We start from the raw sequence: 23,220 nt of genomic DNA on the forward strand, positions 1-23,220 counted from the left end.
AAAAGCCCCCGTGGCCCCAAGGTGCCTAAGCCCAAGACATGGGTCCAAGGCACGGCGGTGCATGCGCATGTTTCAACGGACAGAGTAATCAAGGCTGCCAAAACTAAAAGACCTTGAAAGGGATGGCCCTTACGGCGGGTCACTTTTGACAAACGCCTCAAAAGTAACCAAAAAGTCTTGCCCCGGCGTTCGGCACCTCGCTGTGGCTCGGTGTTCCTTCGTTCCGGGATTCATCCGGGAGCATCGCCTACGGTTTGCTTCGCTGCACCTCCTCTCGCTGTGTTTGGCTGCGCCAAACGGTCGCTGCGCTCCCACCCCCGGATGAATCCCGGAACGAAGCCTGCCGAAGGGGCCGGTACGTCAAAAGCGGTACTCGAGCTAACGCTCATTGTGTTGAGTGGGGCGGCATTCGCCGCGTGCGGGGTGTACTTGTCTCCTCTGTAGGAGCTGCCGAAGGCTCGGGCCGCGATCGGACGATCTTTTGATCTGGCTTTTGCTTTCTGTGGGAGCTGGCTTGCCAGCGATGGCGGCCTGACAGCCGGCCAATGTCTGGCAGGTGTACTCGGTTGAAACTGTGGGAGCGGGCTTGCTCGCGAAGAGGCCCACACAGGTACCGGATTACTTTGCTGTGTTTAGAGGTGTGTGAAATCACCAGAACCTTCCCGCAAGGTTTTCAGGTTGTCCGTCGGACGTGCGCTCTCAAGGCTTGGGTTGTCGCAGAAGACTCTGCGATCGGGAGGTGAGATTCCCGGTTATTGAATTTGGAAACCTGCGAAAGCCGCTCCATAATCGCCGCCAGTTCATGCTGTCGGCAGTTCTTTATGGCGGCTATGTACGGGCGGACTTCGGTTCGGCCGGGTTGGTTTCCTTACCGGTAATCTCACTCCGTACATAGTTGCCACCTCGTTTCTCGAGTGAGATCGGAAATGAATGGCGTCATTCGTAAGGAAATGCTCTATGGATAAATTGATCCCCGACCCACCCCTCGAAACCCCACTCGAACAAGCCCTCCGCGCCGAAGACCTCGCCCGAAACCGCGAAGCCATCAAACGCGCCCTCGATTTCTATCTCTGTCCCCAACCCAAGAAACCGCGCCAACCCAGCACGATGTTCATGGTTTGCCCCAACGTCGACACTGAAAGCCTGCTCGCTCACGCTTGTGAATCACTGGCCTCGGCCAGTGCCGCAGCCAGCAACTTCGCCAACGAGTTGGGCGGCGCGCAGCGCAATACGGTGCTGGGGATTCAGCAGATCGTCATGCTGGCCGAACTGGCGGTGAGCCGGGCGCTGGATCGGGTTGATCCGCAAACCTGATCCCCAGGGCTACTGCGTCATCGTTCTTCGCGAGCAGGAGTACGCATTCCAACTGTGGGAGCGAGCCTGCTCGCGATGGCGACAGCCCAAGCACCACAAATCCCAAGCACAAAAAAACCGGCGATCATTGTCTGATCGCCGGTTTGTCATTCAACCCACATTACATCACTGCATCAGCACTTCAATCGAGCCATCAGCAGTCATGCTTACCTGACTGGTACCCGCTTCGACTTCAGGTGTCACCGGCGCGGAATCCATGCCGGCAGCTTTCATCATCATCGGGGCGCGCAGGTACTGTTGTGGGTAGCCGTTGCTGTTGAGGTTCAGGTTGACGATTTTGTAGCCCTTGCCGCCGAGTGCGTCGGTGGCCAGTTGGGCGCGGGCCTTGAAGGCGGTGACGGCTTCTTTGAGCAATTGGTCTTCGCTGGCTTTGCGGGTCGGGTCGGCGATGGCGAAGTCCATGCCGCCCATTTTCAGCTCGCCCAGCAATTCGCCGGTGAGTTTGGACAGGGCGGCGAAGTCGGCGCTTTCCAGGCGCAGTTCGGCGCGTTCACGCCAGCCGGTGATTTTCTGGCCCTTGGTGTCGTAGATCGGGTAGCTGTTGCGGCTGCCCTGGCGCAGGGTGATGTCTTTGACTTGCTTGGCCTGGGCCAGTGCCTTGTTCATGGTGGTGCTGACGTCGGCGGCGAGTTTGGCCGGGTCGGTGTTTTGCTCTTCGGTGTAGAGGGTCACGATCATCAGGTCGCGGGCCACTTCCTGGCTGACTTCGGCGCGCAGGGCAATCTGGTTGTAGTGCAGCTCATCGGCAGCCAGGGCCGGAAGGCTGGCGACGCTGCCGACGGTCAGGGCGAGAAGGGCGGCGCTGCGGCGAAATGTGTGCATGAAGGCTCCTTGATGAGGGCGCAGGTGTTGGTTCGGGCCTGCGTGAAACCATCTGACTCTAGCTTTTATGATCCGGTTCGCCCAGTTACAACTTCTATACAGTTGCAGGGGGCTGCTGCGCAGCCCTTCGCGAGCAGGCTCGCTCCCACCTTTGAAATGCGTTCCCCTGTGGGAGCGAGCCTGCTCGCGAAGGCGCTCTTATAGCCGCCGCAAATATTTTCGCCATGTGGTCGTTTGCCGCACTTTCGCCTCTGGAGGCCGCGGCTTGGTTATACTCCGTGCGATCCGCCTGGAGCGCTCATCAGGAGAGCTCATGCTCGCCCCCGTACAATTGACTTCCGCCACTCGCCAGAACCTCTGGCGGCTGACTTTCATCCGCACGCTGGTGCTCGCCGCGCAGGCCGGTTCCGTAGGTCTGGCCTATTGGCTGGAGCTGTTGCCGTTGCCGTGGGTGCAACTGGCGATGACCCTCGGCTGCTCGATACTGCTTTGCGTGTTCACCGCGGTGCGCCTGCGTACCTCGTGGCCGGTGACCGAGCTCGAATACGCCCTGCAACTGGCCTGTGATCTGGTGATCCACAGCGCCCTGTTGTATTTCTCCGGCGGTTCGACCAATCCCTTCGTTTCCTACTATCTGGTGCCGCTGACCATTGCTGCGGTGACGCTGCCATGGCGCTATTCGGTGATCCTGTCCGGCATCGCGCTGGCCTTGTACACCGTGATGCTGACACGGTTCTACCCGCTGGAAACCCTGCCGGTGGCCCGCGAGAATCTGCAGATCTATGGCATGTGGCTGAGCTTCGCCCTGGCGGCAGCGGTGATCACGTTCTTCGCTGCGCGTATGGCTGAAGAGTTGCGCCGTCAGGAAGAATTGCGCGCGATTCGCCGTGAAGAAGGCCTGCGTGACCAGCAATTGCTGGCCGTCGCCACGCAAGCCGCCGGTGCCGCCCATGAACTGGGTACGCCGCTGGCGACCATGAGTGTGCTGCTCAAAGAGATGCAGCAGGATCATCCGGATCCGATGCTGCAGGACGATCTGAAGGTGCTGCAGGATCAGGTCAAGTTGTGCAAAGAGACCTTGCAACAACTGGTGCGCGCCGCCGAAGCCAACCGGCGTCTGGCGGTGGAGATGCAGGACGTCACGGTCTGGCTCGACGAAGCGCTGAACCGCTGGCACTTGATGCGCCCGGAAGCCAGTTATCGCTTCCACCGTCTCGGCCAAGGCACGGTACCGCGTATGGCACCGCCGCCGGATCTGACTCAGGCGCTGTTGAACCTGTTGAACAATGCCGCCGATGCCTGCCCGGAAAACCTGAAAGTGACGCTGGATTGGGACGCGGAAACCGTGACCATCAGCATTCGCGATCACGGCGCCGGTGTGCCGCTGGCCATCGCCGAACAGATCGGCAAACCGTTTTTTACCACCAAGGGCAAAGGTTTCGGCCTGGGCCTGTTTTTGAGCAAGGCCAGCGTGACACGCGCCGGCGGCTCAGTGAAACTCTATAGTCATGAGGAAGGCGGCACGCTCACCGAGCTGCGTCTGCCCCATGGCGCCCGAGGAGACCAACATGAGTGACGAAATCCAAGTCGAAGGCGAAGAACTGCCGCATTTGCTGCTGGTCGACGACGACGCAACGTTTACCCGAGTCATGGCGCGCGCCATGGCCCGCCGCGGCTTTCGCGTGAGTACCGCAGGTTCCGCCGAAGAGGGCCTGACCATCGCCCAGGCCGATCTGCCGGACTACGCCGCGCTGGACCTGAAAATGGACGGCGACTCCGGCCTGGTGCTGCTGCCGAAGTTGCTGGAGCTGGACCCGGAAATGCGCGTGGTGATCCTCACCGGTTATTCGAGCATTGCCACTGCGGTCGAAGCGATCAAGCGCGGTGCCTGCAACTACCTGTGCAAACCGGCCGATGCCGACGACGTGCTGGCCGCGCTGCTCTCCGAGCACGCCGACCTCGACAGTCTGGTGCCGGAAAACCCGATGTCGGTTGACCGCTTGCAGTGGGAACACATTCAGCGTGTGCTCACCGAGCACGAAGGCAATATCTCCGCCACTGCCCGCGCTCTGGGCATGCACCGCCGCACGCTGCAGCGCAAACTGCAGAAGCGCCCGGTTCGTCGCTGAACCTGCGCTGAACGACTATCGCCAGCCCTCGCGATAAAACGCACCGATCATCTATGATCGGTGCGTGTCTGTTCTTTTCTATATCGAGCCTTTTCCATGAATCAGAACGCTGAATATTCCGCGGTCAACGATGCTGTGCGCGGGCAGTTTTTTCGCAAAGTGTGGGCGATGATCACGCCTTATTGGCGCAGCGAAGAGAAGGGCAAGGCCTGGACGCTATTGATTGCGGTGATCGCCCTGTCGTTGCTCAGTGTGGGCATCTCGGTGTGGTTCAACACCTGGTACAAGGATTTTTACAACGCCCTGCAAAAGAAGGATGAAGCGGCGTTCTGGCGCTTGATTCTGTATTTCTGCGGCATTGCGGCGGTGGCCATTGTCGGTGCGGTGTATCGGCTCTACTTGACGCAGATGCTGACCATTCGCTGGCGTGCCTGGCTCACTGAAAAGCATTTCTCGCGTTGGCTTGCCGACAAGAATTACTACCACCTGGAACAGGGCGGTTACACCGATAACCCGGATCAGCGGATTTCCGAAGATCTCAATAACTTCACCTCCAACACCCTCGAGCTGGGCATCGGGCTGCTGCGCAATATCGTCAGTCTGGTGTCGTTCTCGATCATTCTGTGGGGCGTTTCGGGCAGTATTGAAGTGTACGGCGTCACCATTCCCGGCTACATGTTCTGGTGTGTGCTGGTTTATGCGGTGGTGGGCAGTTGGCTGACGCATTTGATCGGTCGTCGCTTGATCGGTCTGAATAACCAGCAACAACGTTTCGAAGCCGACCTGCGTTTTTCCATGGTGCGAATTCGCGAGAATGCCGAAAGCATCGCGTTGTACAACGGCGAACCAAACGAGAATCGCCGCTTGAGCGCCCGCTTCGGTAATGTCTGGCACAACTTCTGGGACATCATGAAAGTGTCCAAGCGCCTGACGTTCTTTACCGCCGGTTACAGTCAGGCGGCCATCATCTTTCCGTTTATCGTGGCTTCGCCGCGTTACCTGTCCGGCAAGATCGAGCTCGGTGAGCTGATGCAGATCAGCTCGGCATTCGGCAACGTTCAGGAAAGCTTCAGCTGGTTCATCAATGCTTACCAGAGCCTCGCTTCCTGGCGCGCTACCTGTGATCGTCTGCTGAGCTTCCGTCAGGCCATGACCGATAACGAAGAGCGTGCCCCGGCCATCGGTGTGCAGAATCAGGGCAGCGAGTTGAAAGTGGATAACCTCGGACTGGATCTGGCCGACGGTCGTCATCTGCTGACCAACGCCGACATGACCGTCGAACCGGGCGAGCGCGTCATGCTCAGCGGCCGATCCGGCAGTGGCAAGTCGACGCTGTTGCGGGCAATGGGGCATTTGTGGCCGGCGGGGCACGGCAACATTCGCCTGCCGGCAGCGCGTTATCTGTTTCTGCCGCAGAAACCGTATCTGCCGATCGGCACCCTGCGCGAGGCGCTGAGTTATCCACAATCGGCGGACACCTATTCGCCTGAACGCTACGAGCAAGTGCTGCAAACCTGCCGTTTGCCGCACTTGGTGGCACGGCTGGATGAAGCCAATCACTGGCAGCGCATGCTGTCGCCGGGTGAACAGCAACGGTTGGCCTTTGCCCGCGCGCTGCTCTACGCACCACAATGGCTGTACATGGACGAAGCCACGTCGGCGATGGATGAGGAAGACGAAGCGACGCTGTATCAGGCGCTGATTGATCAGATACCGGGGTTGAGCATCGTCAGCGTCGGCCATCGCAGCAGTCTGAAGCGCTTCCATCCACGGCATGTACGAATCGACAGCGGCCATTTGGTTGAGCAAGCCGTGACCACGTGATCCCACACGCATCCCCTGTAGGAGCTGCCGCAGGCTGCGCTCTTTTGACTTTGATTTTCTGAAACAAGATCAAAAGATCGCAGCCTGCGGCAGCTCCTACAGGGCCGATGTGAGTCGACCGGTGATCGTACAACCCGCTTGAGCTATGATGCCCGCAAGCCGAATTTTCGAGACAAGATGCACACCATGGAAAATCTGATCGACACCCCGCGCCTTCCGCGCAAGCGCCGCAGCCTGGCTCAGGAACTGGTCACGGTGCTCAGCGAGCAGATCCGCGATGGCCTGCTCAAGCGCGGCGACAAACTGCCCACTGAGTCGGCGATCATGCAAGCCCATGGCGTCAGCCGCACCGTGGTGCGTGAGGCGATTTCCCGTTTGCAGGCCGCCGGCCAAGTGGAAACCCGCCACGGCATCGGCACTTTCGTACTCGATACGCCGAGCCCCAGCGGCTTTCGCATCGACCCGGCCACCGTCGTCACCCTGCGTGACGTGTTGGCCATTCTCGAGTTACGCATCAGCCTTGAAGTGGAGTCTGCCGGCCTCGCCGCGCAACGCCGCAGCCCCGAGCAACTGGCGACCATGCGCGCCGCCCTCGATGCGCTGAACGACAGCGTTGCCCACGCCAGCGACGCTGTCGCCTCGGACTTCGCATTCCACCTGGAAATCGCCTTGTCCACCGGCAACCGCTATTTCACCGACATCATGACGCACCTGGGCACCAGCATCATTCCGCGCACGCGGCTGAATTCGGCGCGCCTGGCCCATGATGATCAGCAGCACTACATGAATCGCCTGAGCCGTGAGCACGAGGAAATCTACGAGGCGATCGCCCGGCAGGATAGCGATGCAGCGCGAGCCGCGATGCGCCTGCACCTGACCAATAGCCGTGAAAGACTGCGCCAGGCCCATGAAGAGGCGCAGGCGCAGGGTTGAACGTTCAGTTAGTTTTTAAGCTCGATTGGCGTTTGAAATGAAGCTGCTTGATTGCCATTTGCATGCTTGACGGAGTACTGCAGTACAGCGCTCTTTTTAGCATCGAGCATTTTTTCAAACGGCGCTTTCGGGATTTTAAAGAGAATAGGCTTTTCGATAGTTGCAGAGGACAGGACTTCCTTTCCTTCCCATTCATTGATGCCGTCTGAGTTACTCACTGTCAGTGTAATCGCGTCGCCTTTGGCTGCGCCTGGATACACTGGTACTTCCCCATGGGCAGGATCAACCAGGTTATGAACGTAGAGAACACCATCGTTCGCTTCTATGAGCAAAGGGGCGGGCAGCATTGTTATCGCGAAGCTTTTATTTGTCATGTTCAAGATCCTTTTGGTTGTCAAAACGAGCTGATATCGGCTCGACCTGATTAACATCCGGATCGCGAAAGCAAAGCACCTGTAAGAAATACCAGTCCCGACGAACGGTCGAGTCTTGTGAAAGGCGCGCCCGACCAACAGGCGCGTCAGGAATCAGGCCTCGATACGCAGCATCAGCGGCGCTGAACACGGCTCCATGCTGGATTCATCCTGAAATTTGTAGCGCAGTTCGATTTCCGTGTTCAGGTACGCCTTCAGTACTTCTTTCGGAATCTGCAGTTCAATGCCCGTGAGTTTTTCCATTTCATCCTCGGCGTCATCCCAGGTGCCGGTGTCTACTTCTTCACCTGCCCATTCGGGCTCTTCGGGGTCGTCGCCAAGAATCGCGTAGACGCTCCAGTTCGCCGCAAAATCGCTGGAGTCCGGGACCTGAACGATCAGGTCATCGCTCAGTGCCGAGAGGTTTACGATGGCTTTTTCAGGCGAATGAGGCAGAAATGGCGGGAGTGTGGGTGCTGCAAAATTCATGAGGGTTCGCGCTCCGTGCGAGGTGAGCCGTGATTCATTCACGGCGGTTTTGCACGGTAAGAGACTTTCGCGGGAGAGGTTTTAAACTGTTCATTTCCAGCTGTTTCAAAGACCCCGTGTAGGCGCTGCCTGCGGCAGCTCTACACGGGGAGGGTGGTGTCAGTGACGGGAAAGGATTGAGCGGTCGACCCTTACGGTGAGGGGGCCGGCGGCGGGGCTGGCATTAAAGGTCGCGCAACCTTGCGCATCCACTGTCGCCCTGGCGATCGGCAGGCCTTTGGCCAATAGCTCCAGCGGCGCGCCTTTCAGCGATTGGCCCGAGGCCAGTTCCAGTTTCAGTTTGATCGTCATGGTGATTCTCCTTAATTGACGTTGCCGGTCGGTTGGTAGTCCTTGAGCAGCAGATAGGTACTCCAGCCCCACCAGTCGTCGACGGTCGCGGTGTCGTTGAGGTTGTTGACGTCCTTGCGCCGTAATACTTTGCTGCCAGCGGTGCGGAACAGTGGCGAGAAGTTATTCGCCAGATTCAACACCGCCGTCAGGTCCGGCAAGCGCTGCAACGCGGCGAACGTGGACGGGGCAGGCAGGGTGCCGCTCACGTACGCGGCGAACACCTCATCTGCCGAGGCCTGCACCGCTTGATTGACCTGAGAGCGGTTGTCGGCATCGCTCGCCTCGAAGTAGCGCTTGTCTCCGTAAGCCCGCCACTGATCGCCATGGCCGTTGCGCACCTTGAGACCGAATTTGCTGTCCTCGTCGTGCATGAAACGGGTGATCAGCGAGCCTAGATCACTCGGCGTCACTACGGCTGCCAGTTCCTTGCGCGGTACTCGCAAGTGGCCGGAGGAAAACAGGTCGGTGAGGAAGTGGTCGGCGAATGCATTCATCGCGTAGGCGCGTTCCAGTTGCAGTTCATCGTGGTTGGCGCGAGCGGCGATGGCCGTTTGCAGGGCCGCGGTGTGTCCGGCGATGTAGGCCAGCTTCGCCCATTCGCCGAAATGGTCGGCGTTGTTCGCCGCCAGTTTCAGGTAACGCCCGAGCGGGAACAGGGCCGAGACGAAACTGCCGCCGCCGGTAATTTTGTTCCACTCTTCCGACAACGTATCTCCTAGTGCGTCGTACGCCTCGTGCGGTTGTTTACCGTCTTTGATGGCCTGTTTAACCGCGTCGATCTCCTTTTGCATGACCGCGAGAATCTGCGTGGCCTCGGCTCGTGCGGCAGGCAGGACGGCGAGAGAGTCGAAGGCCGCGTTGAAGCGTTGCAGGCGATCCACCGGTGTTGCGCCTTCACTGACCGGGCGCTCCGGTATTCCGTAGAAATCACCGCCCAGTGCGAGGATCTGGCCGTAGGTGAGCGCCAGGCCGTTCAGCAGATGCAGTGCCACGTTTTTCGCGAGGATCGGCTGGGCATTTTCGACAAAACGCAGCAGGGTGTTATCACCAATGGCTGTGTGTTCACCGCCCTCGAAGCGGGCCTGCGGTCTGCCTTTCAAGGCGTTACCGGGGAGGTCGGTGACCGGTTCGACATCGCTGTGAGCGTCGGCGATGTGCAGCACCAGCCGATTATCGGGGTTGATGGGGATGCCGGTTGCAGTGAACAGATCATCGAAACGGGCGATGACCGGTTGGGGTTTTTCCTGAGGTTTCGGGTGTAGACCGGACATTTCTTTCTCCTTGATATGTCGTCGGTAGATTCTGATTTAACTGTATGCATATACAGTTAAATGGATACTAGTCGAGAAATTTCCTACGTCAAGAAAGAATCTTGTCCGACAAAAAATGCTCGTCAGCGATGAAATGCAGTTGACGGTTATCTTTTAAGTTGTACGATGACCTACAACTTCAGCGAGCGCTGAACGATCCACTCACAAAAATATTGCTACCCAGGGTGTTCGAATAATGAATCCACAAGAACTGAAGTCCATCCTCTCTGCCGGCCTGCTGTCCTTCCCGGTGACCGATTTCAACGCGCAGGGCGATTTCAACCGCGCGGGCTACATCAAACGGCTGGAATGGCTGGCCCCGTATGGCGCTTCGGCATTGTTCGCAGCAGGTGGCACCGGTGAGTTCTTCTCCCTGGCCGCCAGCGAATACTCGGAAATCATCAAGACTGCCGTCGACACCTGCGAAACCAGCGTGCCGATCCTCGCCGGTGTCGGTGGTTCGACCCGCCAGGCCATCGAATACGCACAGGAAGCCGAGCGTCTGGGCGCCAAAGGCCTGTTGCTGCTGCCGCACTACCTGACTGAAGCCAGCCAGGACGGCGTTGCCGCTCACGTTGAAGCGGTATGCAAATCGGTCAAAATCGGTGTGGTTGTCTACAATCGTAATGTCTGCCGCCTGACCGCGCCGCTGCTGGAACGTCTGGCCGAGCGTTGCCCGAACCTGATCGGTTATAAGGACGGTCTGGGTGATATCGAGTTGATGGTGTCGATCCGTCGCCGCCTCGGTGATCGCTTCAGCTACCTGGGTGGTCTGCCGACCGCCGAAGTCTACGCCGCTGCCTACAAGGCGCTGGGCGTGCCGGTCTACTCCTCGGCGGTGTTCAACTTCATTCCGAAAACCGCGATGGACTTCTATCACGCCATCGCCCGCGAAGATCACGCCACCGTCGGCAAGATCATCGACGACTTCTTCCTGCCGTACCTGGACATCCGCAACCGTAAGGCCGGTTACGCCGTGAGCATCGTCAAGGCAGGCGCGAAAATCGCCGGCTATGATGCAGGCCCGGTGCGGGCACCACTGACCGATCTGACTGGCGAAGAGTACGAAATGCTCGCCGCGCTGATCGACAAGCAAGGTGCGCAGTAACACCCGATAAAAAGCGAGGCCGCTGAGCAATCAGCGGTTTTTTGCGTGAAGGCTTTGAAATTTGAGGGCTGCCCCTGTGACAACTGCAAAACGCTACGACAACTACATCAACGGTGAATGGGTCGCCGGCGCCGATTACTCGGCCAACATCAACCCGTCCGAATTGAGCGACACCATTGGCGATTACGCCAAGGCTGATCCGACGCAAGTCAACGCCGCCATCGACGCTGCCCGCGCAGCGTTCCCGGCGTGGTCGACTTCGGGCATTCAGGCCCGTCACGATTCGCTGGATAAAGTCGGCACGGAAATCCTCGCCCGTCGCGAAGAGCTCGGCACCCTGCTGGCGCGGGAAGAGGGCAAGACCCTGCCCGAAGCCATCGGCGAAGTGACCCGCGCCGGCAACATCTTCAAGTTTTTCGCCGGTGAATGCCTGCGTCTGTCCGGCGACTACGTGCCGTCGGTGCGCCCGGGCGTCAACGTTGAAGTGACCCGCGAAGCACTGGGTGTGGTCGGTCTGATCACCCCGTGGAATTTCCCGATTGCCATTCCGTCGTGGAAAATCGCCCCGGCCCTGGCCTACGGCAACTGCGTGGTATTGAAACCTGCCGATCTGGTACCGGGCTGCGCCTGGGCGCTGGCCGAAATCATCTCCCGTGCAGGCTTTCCGGCCGGTGTGTTCAACCTGGTGATGGGCAGCGGTCGTGTGGTAGGCGAAGCTCTGGTCAACAGCCCGAAAGTCGATGGCATCAGCTTCACCGGTTCCGTCGGTGTGGGTCGGCAGATCGCGGTCAATTGCGTCTCGCGGCAGGCCAAGGTCCAGCTGGAAATGGGCGGCAAGAACCCGCAGATCATTCTCGACGACGCCGACCTCAAGCAAGCGGTCGAGTTGTCGGTGCAGAGCGCGTTCTACTCCACCGGTCAGCGTTGCACGGCGTCGAGCCGGTTGATTGTCACTGCCGGAATTCACGACAAGTTCGTTGAGGCGATGGCCGAACGCATGAAGTCGATCAAGGTCGGCCACGCGCTGAAATCCGGCACCGACATCGGCCCGGTGGTTTCCCAAGCGCAGCTTGAGCAGGACATGAAGTACATCGACATCGGCCAGTCCGAAGGTGCGCGTCTGGTCAGCGGCGGCGGTCTGGTGACCTGCGACACCGAAGGTTACTTCCTTGCGCCAACCCTGTTTGCCGACAGTGACGCGTCGATGCGCATCAGCCGCGAAGAGATTTTCGGCCCGGTGGCGAACATCGTCCGCGTCGCCGATTACGACGCCGCGCTGGCGATGGCCAACGACACCGAGTTTGGTCTGTCGGCCGGTATCGCCACCACGTCGCTGAAGTACGCCAACCACTTCAAGCGCCATTCCCAGGCCGGGATGGTGATGGTCAACCTGCCGACAGCGGGCGTGGATTACCACGTTCCGTTCGGTGGCCGTAAGGGTTCGTCCTATGGATCACGTGAGCAAGGACGTTATGCGCAAGAGTTCTACACGGTGGTGAAAACCGCCTACGTCGGTTCCTGATCCACGCAATACCCCTGTAGGAGCTGCCGCAGGCTGCGATCTTTTGATCTTGATTCTCTGGCGTCTCGGATGACGCCGAAGATCAAAAGATCGCAGCCTGCGGCAGCTCCTACAGGGAACCCGGAACACCGGGAAACACAACAGATTCACCCGCGCATAAAAATAATCAGTGGGAGTACATCTACATGCAATCGACTCAAAAGCCGACTCACGTCCGCTATTTGATCCTGCTCATGCTGTTTCTGGTGACCACGATCAACTACGCCGACCGCGCCACCATCGCGATCGCCGGTTCCAGCCTGCAAAAAGACCTGGGCATCGACGCAGTCACCCTCGGCTACATCTTCTCCGCATTCGGTTGGGCCTACGTGGCCGGGCAAATCCCCGGTGGCTGGCTGCTCGATCGCTTCGGCTCGAAAAAAGTCTACGCCCTGAGCATTTTCACCTGGTCGCTGTTCACCGTGCTGCAAGGCTTTGTCGGTGAATTCGGCATGTCCACGGCGATTGTTGCGCTGTTCATGCTGCGCTTTCTGGTCGGCCTGGCTGAAGCGCCGTCCTTCCCTGGCAACGCGCGCATTGTTGCCGCCTGGTTCCCGACCGCCGAACGCGGCACTGCGTCGGCGATCTTCAACTCGGCGCAATACTTTGCCACTGTGTTGTTTGCACCGCTGATGGGCTGGATCGTGTATTCCTTCGGTTGGGAGCACGTGTTCATCGTCATGGGTATCCTCGGCATCGTGTTCTCGCTGGTCTGGCTGAAAGTGATTTACAGCCCGCGTGAACATCCACGCATCAACGACGCCGAGTTCAAGCACATCGCCGACAACGGCGGCATGGTCGACATGGATCAGAAGGGTAAAAAGTCCGACGGTCCGAAGTGGGATTACATCCGTCAGTTGCTGACCAATCGCATGATGCTTGGCGTGTATCTGGGTCAGTACTGCATCAACGGCATCACTTACTTCTTCCTGACCTGGTTCCCGGTATATCTGGTGCAAGAGCGTGGCATGACCATTCTCAAGGCCGGTTTCATCGCGTCGTTGCCGGCGATCTGCGGTTTCATCGGAGGTGTGCTCGGCGGGGTGATTTCCGATTACCTGCTGCGCAAGGGCCACTCGCTGACCTTCGCCCGCAAAGCGCCGATCATCGCCGGCCTGCTGGTGTCCAGCAGCATCGTGGCCTGCAACTATGTTGATGTTGAGTGGATGGTCGTTGGCTTCATGGCCCTGGCCTTCTTCGGCAAAGGCGTTGGCGCTCTCGGCTGGGCAGTGGTTTCCGACACCTCGCCAAAACAGATCGCCGGTCTGAGCGGTGGCTTGTTCAACACCTTCGGCAACATCGCGTCGATCACCACGCCGATCGTGATTGGCTACATCATCAGCTCCACCGGTTCGTTCAAATGGGCGCTGGTGTTCGTCGGTGCCAATGCACTGGTGGCGGTGTTCAGCTACTTGGTCATCGTTGGCCCGATCAAACGTGTGGTACTCAAAGAGCCGCCAACCAACGGCGGTGTTGAAGCCAGCGGTAAATTGTCTCAAGCGCATTCCTGAGGAGCGGCGTCATGCAGTTGATTGAACATTCCGACTCGCCGCGCTACATCCGCCTGCACGAGCGGGACAATGTCGTGGTTGTGGTCAACGACCAAGGCGTACCGGCCGGCACTGAATTCGCCGATGGCCTGGTGACGCTGGATTTCGTGCCGCAGAGCCATAAGGTCACCCTCGAGGATATTCCCGAGGGCGGCCCGGTGATTCGTTACGGCCAGATCATCGGTTATGCCTTGCAGCCGATCCGCCGGGGCAGTTGGGTCAAGGAAGATCAACTGCGCATGCCGACCGCGCCACCGCTGGACAGCTTGCCGCTGTCCACCGAGGTGCCGGACGCCCAGGCGCCACTGGAAGGTTTCACCTTCGAGGGTTACCGCAACGCCGACGGCACCGTCGGTACGCGCAACATTCTCGGCATCACCACCACCGTGCAATGCGTGACCGGCGTGCTCGATCACGCGGTGAAACGCATCAAGGAAGAACTGCTGCCGAAGTACTCGCACGTCGATGACGTCGTGGCGCTGACCCACAGTTACGGCTGTGGCGTGGCGATTACTGCCACCGACGCCTACATCCCGATTCGCACGGTGCGCAATCTGGCGCGCAACCCGAACCTGGGTGGCGAGGCACTGGTGATCAGTCTGGGTTGTGAGAAATTGCAGGCCGGCCAGGTGATGCACGAGGACGATACTTCGGTGGATCTCAGCGAGCCGTGGCTGTATCGCTTGCAGGATTCCAGTCACGGTTTCACCGAAATGATCGAGCAGATCATGGCACTGGCCGAAGTCCGTTTGAAGAAGCTTGATCAGCGCCGCCGGGAAACCGTGCCGGCGTCCGAGCTGATCCTCGGCATGCAGTGCGGCGGTAGCGATGCGTTTTCCGGCATCACCGCCAACCCGGCGCTGGGTTATGCCTCGGACTTGCTGTTGCGGGCGGGGGCGACGGTGATGTTTTCCGAGGTCACCGAAGTGCGCGATGCGATCTATCTGCTGACCTCCCGCGCCCAGACCAAAACCGTCGCCGAGGAACTGGTGCGCGAGATGGACTGGTACGACCGTTATCTGGCCAAGGGCGAAGCGGATCGCAGCGCCAACACTACGCCGGGCAACAAGAAGGGCGGGTTGTCGAACATCGTCGAGAAGTCGCTGGGGTCGATCGTCAAATCCGGCAGCAGCGCGATCAATGGCGTGCTGGGCCCGGGCGAGCGCTTCAAGCAGAAAGGTTTGATCTTCTGTGCGACGCCAGCGAGTGATTTTGTCTGCGGCACGTTGCAGTTGGCGGCAGGGATGAACCTGCACGTGTTCACCACCGGGCGCGGCACGCCTTATGGGCTTGCGATGGCGCCGGTAGTGAAAGTCTCGACGCGTACCGAGTTGGCGCAGCGCTGGCCTGACTTGATCGATATCGACGCCGGGCGGATTGCCACCGGCCGGGCGACGATCGAGGAGTTGGGTTGGGAGTTGTTCCACTACTACCTGGACGTGGCGAGCGGCAAGCAGCAGACGTGGGCGGAGAAGCACAAGCTGCATAACGACATTACGTTGTTTAATCCGGCGCCGATTACCTGAGGCCGGGTTATCGTTCTTCGCGAGCAGGCTCGCTCCCACATTCGATCGCGTTCTGTCTGTGCGAATGCGATCGAATGTGGGAGCGAGCCTGCTCGCGAAGGCGATCCCACAGACGCCGGAGGTCTTGTGGCTTATCATTAGCCCCCTGACGACGCTCACCCAAGGCTCCCCGGCATGCTGGCAATCTTCCTCGAAACCCTGAACATCACCGCGCCGGTGTTTGCCATGCTGTTTCTCGGTGTGCTGCTCAAGCGCATCGACTGGATCAACGACAACTTCATCCACACGGCCTCGTCGCTGGTGTTCAACGTCACCATGCCGGCGCTGCTGTTTCTCGGCATTCTGCACGCCGACCTGCACGCCGCGTTGCAACCGGCGCTGCTGATCTACTTTTCCTTGGCCACGTTGGTGAGCTTCGCCGTTGCTTGGGGCTGGGCGATTTTCAAGTGCCCGCGTGAGGATCGCGGCATCTACACCCAAGGCGCGTTTCGCGGCAACAACGGGGTGATCGGCCTGGCACTGGCCGCGAGCATGTACGGCGACTACGGGATTTCTCTCGGGGCGATTCTCGCGGCGCTGGTGATCCTGTTTTACAACACCCTGTCGACCATCGTGCTGGCGGTGTACAGCCCGGTGATCAAGTCTGATCCGTGGAGCATCTGCAAAAGCGTGTTCAGCAATCCGCTGATCATCAGCGTGATCGCGGCGGCGCCGTTTGCCTATTTCAAGATCGGCCTGCCGGGGTGGCTGGAAACCTCCGGGCAATATCTGGCGCAAACCACCTTGCCGCTGGCGCTGATCTGTATCGGCGGCACCTTGTCGCTGGCGGCGCTGCGCAAGAGCGGCAAGATGGCGCTCAGCTCCAGTCTGGTTAAGATGATCGGTCTGCCGGTGCTGGCGACGCTCGGTGCATGGCTATGCGGTTTTCGCGGAGCGGAGTTGGGGATTCTGTTTCTGTACTTTGGCAGCCCGACGGCGGCGGCCAGTTTCGTCATGGCCCGGGCGGCGCAGGGCAATCATGAATTGGCGGCGGCGATTATCGTGTTGACCACGTTGATGGCGGCGATCACCACCAATGTTGGGATCTTCTTTTTGCAGTGGGGTGGGTGGATCTAGCCTGAAGCTTGGGTTGTTCTTTCGGGCCTCTTCGCGAGCAGGCTCGCTCCCACATTTGAAACGCATTCCAATGTGGGAGCGAGCCTGCTCGCGAAAGCGATTTCGCAAACGCTGAATTACTCAGGCTTCTGGTAGGTATCGATCACTTCCTGCGCCGCGCGAAACGCATCGATCGCCGCCGGCACACCGGCATACACCGCGCAATGCAGCAGCGCCTCGCGAATCTCATCCACCGTGCAGCCGTTGTTCAGAGCGCCACGCACATGCCCCTTCAACTCTTGCGGGCACTTCAACGCCGTCAGTGCAGCAAGCGTAATCAGGCTGCGGGTTTTCAGCGGCAGGCCTTCGCGATTCCACACGCCACCCCAGGCGTGTTCATTGACGAAGTCCTGCAACGGCTGGCTGAACGCGGTGGCGTTGCCCAGCGCCCGATCAACAAACGCATCGCCCATTACCTCACGGCGGACTTCAACCCCGGACTTCTTCGATTCGGTCATGGCACATCCTTTTTGTGGTGTTGGCGGCGCCAGGCGATGACTGACGTGAACAGCAGAAACGTCAGCAGCGCCGGCAAGACATAAAACAGCATCAGCCGCTCGAGTTTGCCGGCCAGCGGCAAGCCGGTGGTGAACGACACCACGTGCAGCCCGTACGCCAGATACAAACCGAGCAACAGCAGACCTTCGGCACGGGTCACGCGGTAGCCGGAATAGAACACCGGCAGGCACAACGCGGCGACGCCGAGCATCACCGGCAAGTCGAAATCCAGCGCATTGGGCGAGACCGACAGTGGTGTCGGCGCGATCAGTGCGGTGATGCCCAGCACGCCAAGCAGGTTGAACAGGTTGGCGCCGATCACGTTACCCACGGCGATATCCCGTTGCCCGCGCAAGGCTGCGATCAGCGACGTGGCGAGTTCCGGCAGGGAAGTGCCGACGGCCACCACAGTCAGGCCAATGACCCGCTCGGAAAACCCGAGATCGGTCGCCACCACAACGGCAGCGCTCAGCAGCAGGTGCCCGGCGAACACCAGCATCGCCAGACCGACGACGATCATCAGCGAACTGCCGATCCAGGACGTCTGCGTTGCTTCGCCGTGTTCCGAGTGTGGTCGTGTCGAATGCCGTGACTGGCGCAGCAGCAAAGCCAGGTACAGCGCCAGTGCGCCCAGTAGCAGGATGCCGTCGATACGACCGATTTCCTCATTCCAGGCCAGAACGAACACCAGCAGGCAGGCGCCGATCATCAGTGGAATGTCGAGGCGCACCAGTTGCCGCGACACGCGCAGCGGAATGATCAGCGCCGACAAACCGAGGGTCACGAGGATGTTGAAGATGCTGCTGCCGACCACGCTGCCGACTGCGATGTCCGGGTTGTGGGCCAGTGCGGCTTGCAGACTCACCGCCATCTGCGGGGCGCTGCTGCCGAGGGCAACGATGGTCAGGCCGATGATCAGTGGTCGCACATTCAGTCGTGCGGCCAGACGCACCGCCGCCCGCACCATCAGTTCTGCCCCAAGGATCAGCAGGCACAGCCCGGCAAGCAGTTCGATCACGCTGATCAGCGGTAAATCGGTTAGTCCGAAAATGGTCGGCGCTCCATCAATCGTCGAGGGCCTGCACGCGAACCCGTGCGGTACCGCTGCTGAGCATACCGAGTTGTTCGGCCGCTTCGCGTGAAACATCGATCAAGCGGCCACGGGTGTGCGGGCCGCGATCATTGATACGCACGACGCAGGATTTGTCGTTTTTCAGATTGGTGACCTTCACCCGGGTACCGAACGGCAACTGGCGATGGGCAGCGGTCAGGGCATGCTGGTTGAACGCTTCGCCACTGGCGGTGCGTTTACCGTGGTGTCTGGCTCCGTAATAGGAGGCGACGCCGCTCTGGTCGTAACCGTGCGGGTCGATGATGTCGGTGCTGGCGCAACCGGCCAGTAGAGAGAGCAGGGCGCAGGCGCCGAGCAGACGTTTCATTCGAAAGCTCCCAAATAACAATGTGGGAGCGAGCCTGCTCGCGAAGAGGCCGTCACATTCAATATCTCTATTGGACGTCATGACGCTTTCGCGAGCAGGCTCGCTCCCACAGGGAATAGAGCCAGGCTTTGGATCTGGCTCCATTGTGATCAGCCTTCGAGCTTGCTTTTCAGCAGTTCGTTCACTTGCTGCGGGTTGGCCTTGCCCTTGGAGGCTTTCATGGCCTGACCGACGAAGAAGCCGAACATCTTGCCGCGTTTGGCTTCATCCGCCGCACGATACTGTTCAACTTGCTCGGCGTTGGCCGCAAGCATTTCGTCCAGCACCGCGGAGATCGCGCCGCTGTCGGTCACTTGCTTGAGGCCACGTTTTTCGATGATCTCGTCGGCGCTGCCTTCGCCGTTGGCCATCGCTTCGAACACCACCTTGGCGATCTTGCCGGAGATGGTGTTGTCCTTGATGCGCTGCAGCATGCCGCCCAACAGTTCAGCGGAAACCGGCGACTCGTCGATGTCCAGACCTTGCTTGTTGAGCAGGCTGCCCAACTCGACCATCACCCAGTTCGCTGCCAGTTTGGCGTCGCCACCAATGGCTGCGACTTTCTCGAAGTAATCCGCCTGCTCACGGCTGGTGGCCAGCACGTTGGCGTCGTAGGCTGACAGACCAAACTGGCTCTGGAAGCGTTCGCGTTTTTGCGGTGGCAGTTCCGGCAGGGTGGCGCGCACCTCACCGAGGAACGACTCTTCGATGACCACCGGCAGCAGGTCCGGATCGGGGAAGTAACGGTAGTCGTTGGCTTCCTCTTTGGAGCGCATCGGACGGGTTTCGTCCTTGTTCGGATCGTACAGACGGGTCTGCTGGATCACTTTGCCGCCGTCTTCGATCAGCTCGATCTGACGCTGGATCTCGGAGTTGATCGCCTTCTCGATGAAACGGAACGAGTTGACGTTCTTGATCTCGCAGCGCGTGCCGAATTCAACCTGACCTTTCGGCCGGATCGACACGTTGCAGTCGCAACGCAGCGAGCCTTCAGCCATGTTGCCGTCGCAGATGCCCAGATAACGCACGAGTGCGTGGATTGCCTTGACGTAAGCCACGGCTTCCTTGGCGCTGCGCATGTCCGGCTCGGAGACGATTTCCAGCAGCGGCGTGCCAGCACGGTTCAGGTCGATGCCGGTGGCACCGTTGAATTCTTCGTGCAGGCTCTTGCCGGCGTCTTCTTCCAGGTGTGCGCGGGTGATGCCGACACGTTTGACGGTGCCGTCTTCCAGCGCGATGTCCAGGTGGCCTTTGCCAACGATCGGCAATTCCATCTGGCTGATCTGGTAGCCCTTCGGCAGGTCCGGGTAGAAGTAGTTTTTACGGGCGAACACGTTGTGATGACCGATCTCGGCATCAATCGCCAGACCGAACATCACCGCCATACGCACGGCTTCCTGGTTCAGCACCGGCAATACGCCCGGCATGCCCAGGTCGATCAGGCTGGCCTGGGTGTTCGGCTCGGAACCGAAGGTGGTGGAACTACCGGAAAAGATTTTCGACCGGGTAGTGAGCTGAGTGTGAATCTCCAGCCCGATCACGACTTCCCATTGCATGTGTGTCTCCTCAGAAGCCGGTTGGGGTGCGGGTGTGCCAGTCAGTGTTTAACTGATACTGGTGGGCAACGTTCAACAGGCGTCCTTCCTGGAAATACGGCGCGAGCAACTGCACGCCGACCGGCAGACCGTCGACAAAACCGGCCGGCATCGACAGGCCCGGCAGGCCCGCGAGGTTGGCGGTGATGGTGTAGACGTCTTCCAGATAGGCAGCGACCGGATCGCTGTTCTTCGCGCCGAGTTTCCAGGCCGGGTTCGGCGTGGTCGGGCCGAGGATGATGTCGACCTCATTAAAGGCTGCCATGAAATCGTTCTTCACCAGACGACGGATCTTCTGCGCCTTCAGGTAGTAGGCGTCGTAGTAACCGGCGGACAGTGCGTAGGCACCGACCATGATCCGGCGCTGTACTTCAGGCCCGAAGCCCTCGCCACGGGAGCGCTTGTACAAGTCGATCAGGTCTTTCGGCTGCTCGCAACGATGGCCGAAACGCACGCCGTCGAAACGCGACAGGTTCGAAGAAGCTTCGGCCGGGGCGATTACGTAGTACGCCGGAATCGCGTGCTGCATGTTCGGCAGGCTGATTTCTTTGATCACCGCACCGAGCTTCTGCAGCTCTTTGATGCTGTTCTGGATCAGCTCGGCAATGCGCGGGTCGAGACCGGCGCTGAAGTATTCCTTCGGCACACCGATGCGCAGGCCTTGCAGCGATTCGTTGAGGCTCGCCGAGTAATCCGGCACAGGTTCGTCGATGCTGGTGGAGTCGTTCTGATCGAAGCCGGCCATACCTTGCAACAAAATTGCGCAGTCTTCGGCAGTGCGTGCCAACGGGCCGCCCTGATCGAGGCTGGAGGCGTAAGCGATCATGCCCCAGCGCGAAACACGACCGTAGGTCGGTTTCAGGCCGGTGAGGTTGGTGAACGCGGCGGGCTGACGGATCGAACCACCGGTGTCAGTGGCGGTGGCCGCTGGCAACAGACGAGCGGCAACGGCGGCTGCCGAACCACCGGACGAACCGCCCGGCACGTGTTCCAGGTTCCACGGGTTTTTTACGGCACCGTACCAGCTCGACTCGTTGGCCGAACCCATGGCGAATTCGTCCATGTTGGTCTTGCCCAGAGTCACGGCACCGGCAGCAGCCAGTTTCGCGACCACGGTGGCGTCGTATGGCGCTTTAAAGTTGTCGAGCATCTTCGAGCCGCAGCTGGTGCGGATGCCTTGGGTGCAGAACAGGTCTTTGTGAGCGATCGGCGCGCCGAGCAGGGCGCCGCTCTCACCGTTGGCCCGGCGCACGTCGGCGGCTTTCGCCTGCTCGAGGGCCAGCTCTTGGGTGAGGCTGATGAAACTGTTGAGCTGCGGGTCGAGCTGGGTAATACGCGCCAGCAGGACTTTGGTCAGCTCTTCGGAGGAAAACTTTTTATCGGCGAGACCGCGGGCGATCTCGGCCAGAGTCATTTGATGCATTGCAGGCTCTTTCCCTTTAGTCGATGACTTTCGGAACCAGATACAGGCCGTTTTCGACCGCTGGTGCGATGGACTGATAGGCCTCGCGATGATTGGTCTCGGTCACAACGTCGGCGCGCAGGCGCTGACTGGCTTCCAGCGGGTGGGCCAGAGGCTCGATACCGTCGGTATTAACAGCCTGCATTTCGTCGACAAGCCCGAGAATGCTGTTGAGGGCGGAAGTAATGTGCGGAAGATCGGCATCATTGAGGCCAAGGCAGGCCAGATGAGCGATTTTTTCCACGTCGGAGCGTTCTAGCGCCATCGGGATTCTCCAGTGGAAAACAGAACGGACGGCGTCCGTGTGTTAGATTGTCGGAACACTACCGCACTTCTACGGTCATAAGGCCGCGATTGTGGGGCTTGGTGCACAGAAAAGCGGCCAATTTAACATATTGGCGCCTTGCCCAAAATCCCTGTCGTTGTTAGAGTTTGCCGCACTTTTTTACCCACGCGTTGCCTAGGGTCCCTTTCCCATGTTCAAGAAACTGCGTGGCATGTTTTCCAGCGATCTTTCCATTGACCTGGGCACTGCCAACACCCTTATTTACGTGCGCGAGCGCGGTATCGTCCTGAATGAGCCATCGGTTGTGGCCATTCGGACACACGGTAACCAGAAAAGTGTCGTTGCTGTCGGCACCGAGGCCAAGCGCATGCTCGGCCGTACGCCGGGCAATATTGCTGCCATTCGTCCGATGAAGGACGGCGTGATTGCCGACTTCAGCGTCTGCGAAAAGATGCTGCAATACTTTATCAACAAGGTTCACGAAAACAGCTTTCTGCAGCCTAGCCCTCGTGTGCTGATCTGCGTTCCATGCAAATCCACCCAGGTTGAGCGTCGTGCCATCCGCGAATCGGCCCTTGGTGCCGGTGCCCGTGAGGTGTTCCTGATCGAAGAGCCAATGGCTGCCGCGATCGGTGCCGGCCTGCCGGTAGAAGAAGCGCGCGGTTCGATGGTCGTCGATATCGGTGGTGGTACTACCGAAATCGCGCTGATCTCCCTGAACGGTGTGGTTTACGCCGAGTCCGTGCGCGTTGGCGGCGACCGCTTCGACGAAGCGATCATCACCTACGTGCGTCGGAACTACGGCAGCCTGATCGGTGAATCCACCGCTGAGCGCATCAAGCAGGAAATCGGTACGGCCTACCCGGGCGGCGAAGTTCGCGAAGTCGACGTTCGCGGTCGCAACCTGGCCGAAGGCGTGCCACGCGCATTCACCCTGAACTCCAACGAAGTGCTGGAAGCTCTGCAAGAGTCCCTGGCCACTATCGTTCAGGCCGTGAAAAGCGCGCTGGAGCAATCGCCGCCGGAACTGGCTTCCGACATCGCCGAGCGTGGCCTGGTGCTGACCGGTGGTGGCGCGCTGCTGCGTGACCTCGACAAGTTGCTGGCACAGGAAACCGGTCTGCCGGTGATCGTTGCCGAAGATCCGCTGACTTGCGTTGCTCGCGGCGGTGGCCGTGCATTGGAAATGATGGATAAGCACACCATGGACCTGCTCTCGAGCGAATAACTCGCCGAATGCAATACGTGGGTGAGCGCACAGGCAGCACTTTGCAGTGCTGCCTGTTGGCGTTTATCTTCTGTCAGTCTTCATCC

22 protein-coding genes are annotated in these 23,220 nt (G+C 59.6%); 11 read left to right on the forward strand and 11 right to left on the reverse strand.

The annotated features are described in order from the left end of the window. Positions 1-957 precede the first annotated feature (957 nt). Positions 958-1,314 carry a DUF6124 family protein gene (locus CKW18_RS25515; protein WP_095191322.1) on the forward strand — a complete coding sequence of 119 codons (357 nt, stop codon included), beginning with the start codon at positions 958-960 and terminating at the stop codon, positions 1,312-1,314. A 165-nt stretch (positions 1,315-1,479) separates the two neighbouring features. On the opposite strand, the gene CKW18_RS25520 is transcribed toward CKW18_RS25515, so the two are convergent. Next, complete coding sequence (locus CKW18_RS25520; protein WP_095191323.1) at positions 1,480-2,196, reverse strand: SIMPL domain-containing protein; 717 nt, start codon at positions 2,194-2,196, stop codon at positions 1,480-1,482. A gap of 313 nt (positions 2,197-2,509) precedes the next feature. Between CKW18_RS25520 and CKW18_RS25525 the strand changes: the two genes are divergently transcribed. From CKW18_RS25525 to CKW18_RS25540, 4 genes are all read left to right on the forward strand, one after another. Beyond that, the gene (locus tag CKW18_RS25525; protein ID WP_095191324.1) at positions 2,510-3,772 is read left to right on the forward strand and encodes an ATP-binding protein; all 1,263 of its coding nucleotides are present in this window, start codon (positions 2,510-2,512) and stop codon (positions 3,770-3,772) included. Next, complete coding sequence (locus tag CKW18_RS25530; protein WP_003221630.1) at positions 3,765-4,325, forward strand: response regulator transcription factor; 561 nt, start codon at positions 3,765-3,767, stop codon at positions 4,323-4,325. The genes CKW18_RS25525 and CKW18_RS25530 overlap by 8 nt, the downstream gene beginning before the upstream one ends. 96 nt (positions 4,326-4,421) lie before the next feature. Further along, entirely contained in the window at positions 4,422-6,149 is a 1,728-nt protein-coding gene (locus tag CKW18_RS25535; RefSeq protein ID WP_095191325.1) for an ABC transporter ATP-binding protein/permease, read from the forward strand. 186 nt (positions 6,150-6,335) lie between these two features. After that, entirely contained in the window at positions 6,336-7,082 is a 747-nt protein-coding gene (locus CKW18_RS25540; protein ID WP_177435553.1) for a FadR/GntR family transcriptional regulator, read from the forward strand. Between the two features lie 8 nt (positions 7,083-7,090). Here the strand turns inward: CKW18_RS25540 and CKW18_RS25545 are convergent, their stop codons facing one another. The 4 genes from CKW18_RS25545 to CKW18_RS25560 form a co-directional block, all read right to left on the reverse strand. Next, positions 7,091-7,456 (reverse strand): hypothetical protein, encoded by a 366-nt coding sequence (locus CKW18_RS25545; protein WP_095191327.1) that lies wholly within the window; start codon positions 7,454-7,456, stop codon positions 7,091-7,093. Between the two features lie 153 nt (positions 7,457-7,609). Further along, positions 7,610-7,984: a hypothetical protein gene (locus tag CKW18_RS25550; protein ID WP_095191328.1), complete on the reverse strand. Its 375-nt coding sequence runs from the start codon at positions 7,982-7,984 to the stop codon at positions 7,610-7,612. A 159-nt stretch (positions 7,985-8,143) separates the two neighbouring features. Then, entirely contained in the window at positions 8,144-8,335 is a 192-nt protein-coding gene (locus CKW18_RS25555; protein WP_095191329.1) for a hypothetical protein, read from the reverse strand. Between the two features lie 11 nt (positions 8,336-8,346). Next, the gene (locus CKW18_RS25560; protein ID WP_095191330.1) at positions 8,347-9,648 is read right to left on the reverse strand and encodes a phospholipase; all 1,302 of its coding nucleotides are present in this window, start codon (positions 9,646-9,648) and stop codon (positions 8,347-8,349) included. A gap of 235 nt (positions 9,649-9,883) precedes the next feature. On the opposite strand from CKW18_RS25560, the gene kdgD reads away from it, so the two are divergent. From kdgD to CKW18_RS25585, 5 genes are all read left to right on the forward strand, one after another. Continuing rightward, a complete protein-coding gene (kdgD, locus tag CKW18_RS25565; protein ID WP_042557640.1) occupies positions 9,884-10,795 on the forward strand; it encodes a 5-dehydro-4-deoxyglucarate dehydratase in 912 nt (303 codons plus the stop codon). Between the two features lie 76 nt (positions 10,796-10,871). After that, positions 10,872-12,317, forward strand: coding sequence for an aldehyde dehydrogenase family protein (locus CKW18_RS25570; protein ID WP_095191331.1), 1,446 nt, complete (start codon positions 10,872-10,874; stop codon positions 12,315-12,317). 185 nt (positions 12,318-12,502) lie between these two features. Further along, a complete protein-coding gene (locus CKW18_RS25575; RefSeq protein WP_095191332.1) occupies positions 12,503-13,867 on the forward strand; it encodes an MFS transporter in 1,365 nt (454 codons plus the stop codon). Between the two features lie 11 nt (positions 13,868-13,878). Beyond that, positions 13,879-15,432: a galactarate dehydratase gene (gene garD / locus CKW18_RS25580; protein WP_095191333.1), complete on the forward strand. Its 1,554-nt coding sequence runs from the start codon at positions 13,879-13,881 to the stop codon at positions 15,430-15,432. 174 nt (positions 15,433-15,606) lie between these two features. Beyond that, positions 15,607-16,548 carry an AEC family transporter gene (locus CKW18_RS25585; protein WP_095191334.1) on the forward strand — a complete coding sequence of 314 codons (942 nt, stop codon included), beginning with the start codon at positions 15,607-15,609 and terminating at the stop codon, positions 16,546-16,548. 116 nt (positions 16,549-16,664) lie between these two features. Here CKW18_RS25585 and CKW18_RS25590 read toward each other — a convergent pair whose 3' ends face one another. The 6 genes from CKW18_RS25590 to gatC form a co-directional block, all read right to left on the reverse strand. After that, on the reverse strand, positions 16,665-17,045 hold the full coding sequence (locus CKW18_RS25590; RefSeq protein ID WP_095191335.1) for a carboxymuconolactone decarboxylase family protein: 381 nt from the start codon (positions 17,043-17,045) through the stop codon (positions 16,665-16,667). Then, complete coding sequence (locus tag CKW18_RS25595) at positions 17,042-18,103, reverse strand: calcium/sodium antiporter (protein ID WP_095191336.1); 1,062 nt, start codon at positions 18,101-18,103, stop codon at positions 17,042-17,044. The genes CKW18_RS25590 and CKW18_RS25595 overlap by 4 nt, the downstream gene beginning before the upstream one ends. A gap of 46 nt (positions 18,104-18,149) precedes the next feature. Continuing rightward, complete coding sequence (locus CKW18_RS25600; RefSeq protein WP_095191337.1) at positions 18,150-18,524, reverse strand: septal ring lytic transglycosylase RlpA family protein; 375 nt, start codon at positions 18,522-18,524, stop codon at positions 18,150-18,152. A 149-nt stretch (positions 18,525-18,673) separates the two neighbouring features. Continuing rightward, positions 18,674-20,119, reverse strand: coding sequence for an Asp-tRNA(Asn)/Glu-tRNA(Gln) amidotransferase subunit GatB (gene gatB, locus CKW18_RS25605; protein WP_095191338.1), 1,446 nt, complete (start codon positions 20,117-20,119; stop codon positions 18,674-18,676). Between the two features lie 10 nt (positions 20,120-20,129). Then, on the reverse strand, positions 20,130-21,581 hold the full coding sequence (gene gatA, locus CKW18_RS25610; RefSeq protein ID WP_095191339.1) for an Asp-tRNA(Asn)/Glu-tRNA(Gln) amidotransferase subunit GatA: 1,452 nt from the start codon (positions 21,579-21,581) through the stop codon (positions 20,130-20,132). A gap of 16 nt (positions 21,582-21,597) precedes the next feature. Further along, positions 21,598-21,885 (reverse strand): Asp-tRNA(Asn)/Glu-tRNA(Gln) amidotransferase subunit GatC, encoded by a 288-nt coding sequence (gene gatC / locus CKW18_RS25615; RefSeq protein ID WP_007901429.1) that lies wholly within the window; start codon positions 21,883-21,885, stop codon positions 21,598-21,600. Between the two features lie 211 nt (positions 21,886-22,096). Here gatC and mreB point away from each other — a divergent pair, with 211 nt between their 5' ends. Then, positions 22,097-23,134 carry a rod shape-determining protein MreB gene (gene mreB, locus CKW18_RS25620; protein ID WP_002555108.1) on the forward strand — a complete coding sequence of 346 codons (1,038 nt, stop codon included), beginning with the start codon at positions 22,097-22,099 and terminating at the stop codon, positions 23,132-23,134. Positions 23,135-23,220 lie beyond the last annotated feature (86 nt).

Source organism: Pseudomonas sp. Irchel 3E19 (assembly GCF_900187585.1).
Taxonomy (GTDB): Bacteria; Pseudomonadota; Gammaproteobacteria; order Pseudomonadales; family Pseudomonadaceae; genus Aquipseudomonas; species Aquipseudomonas baetica.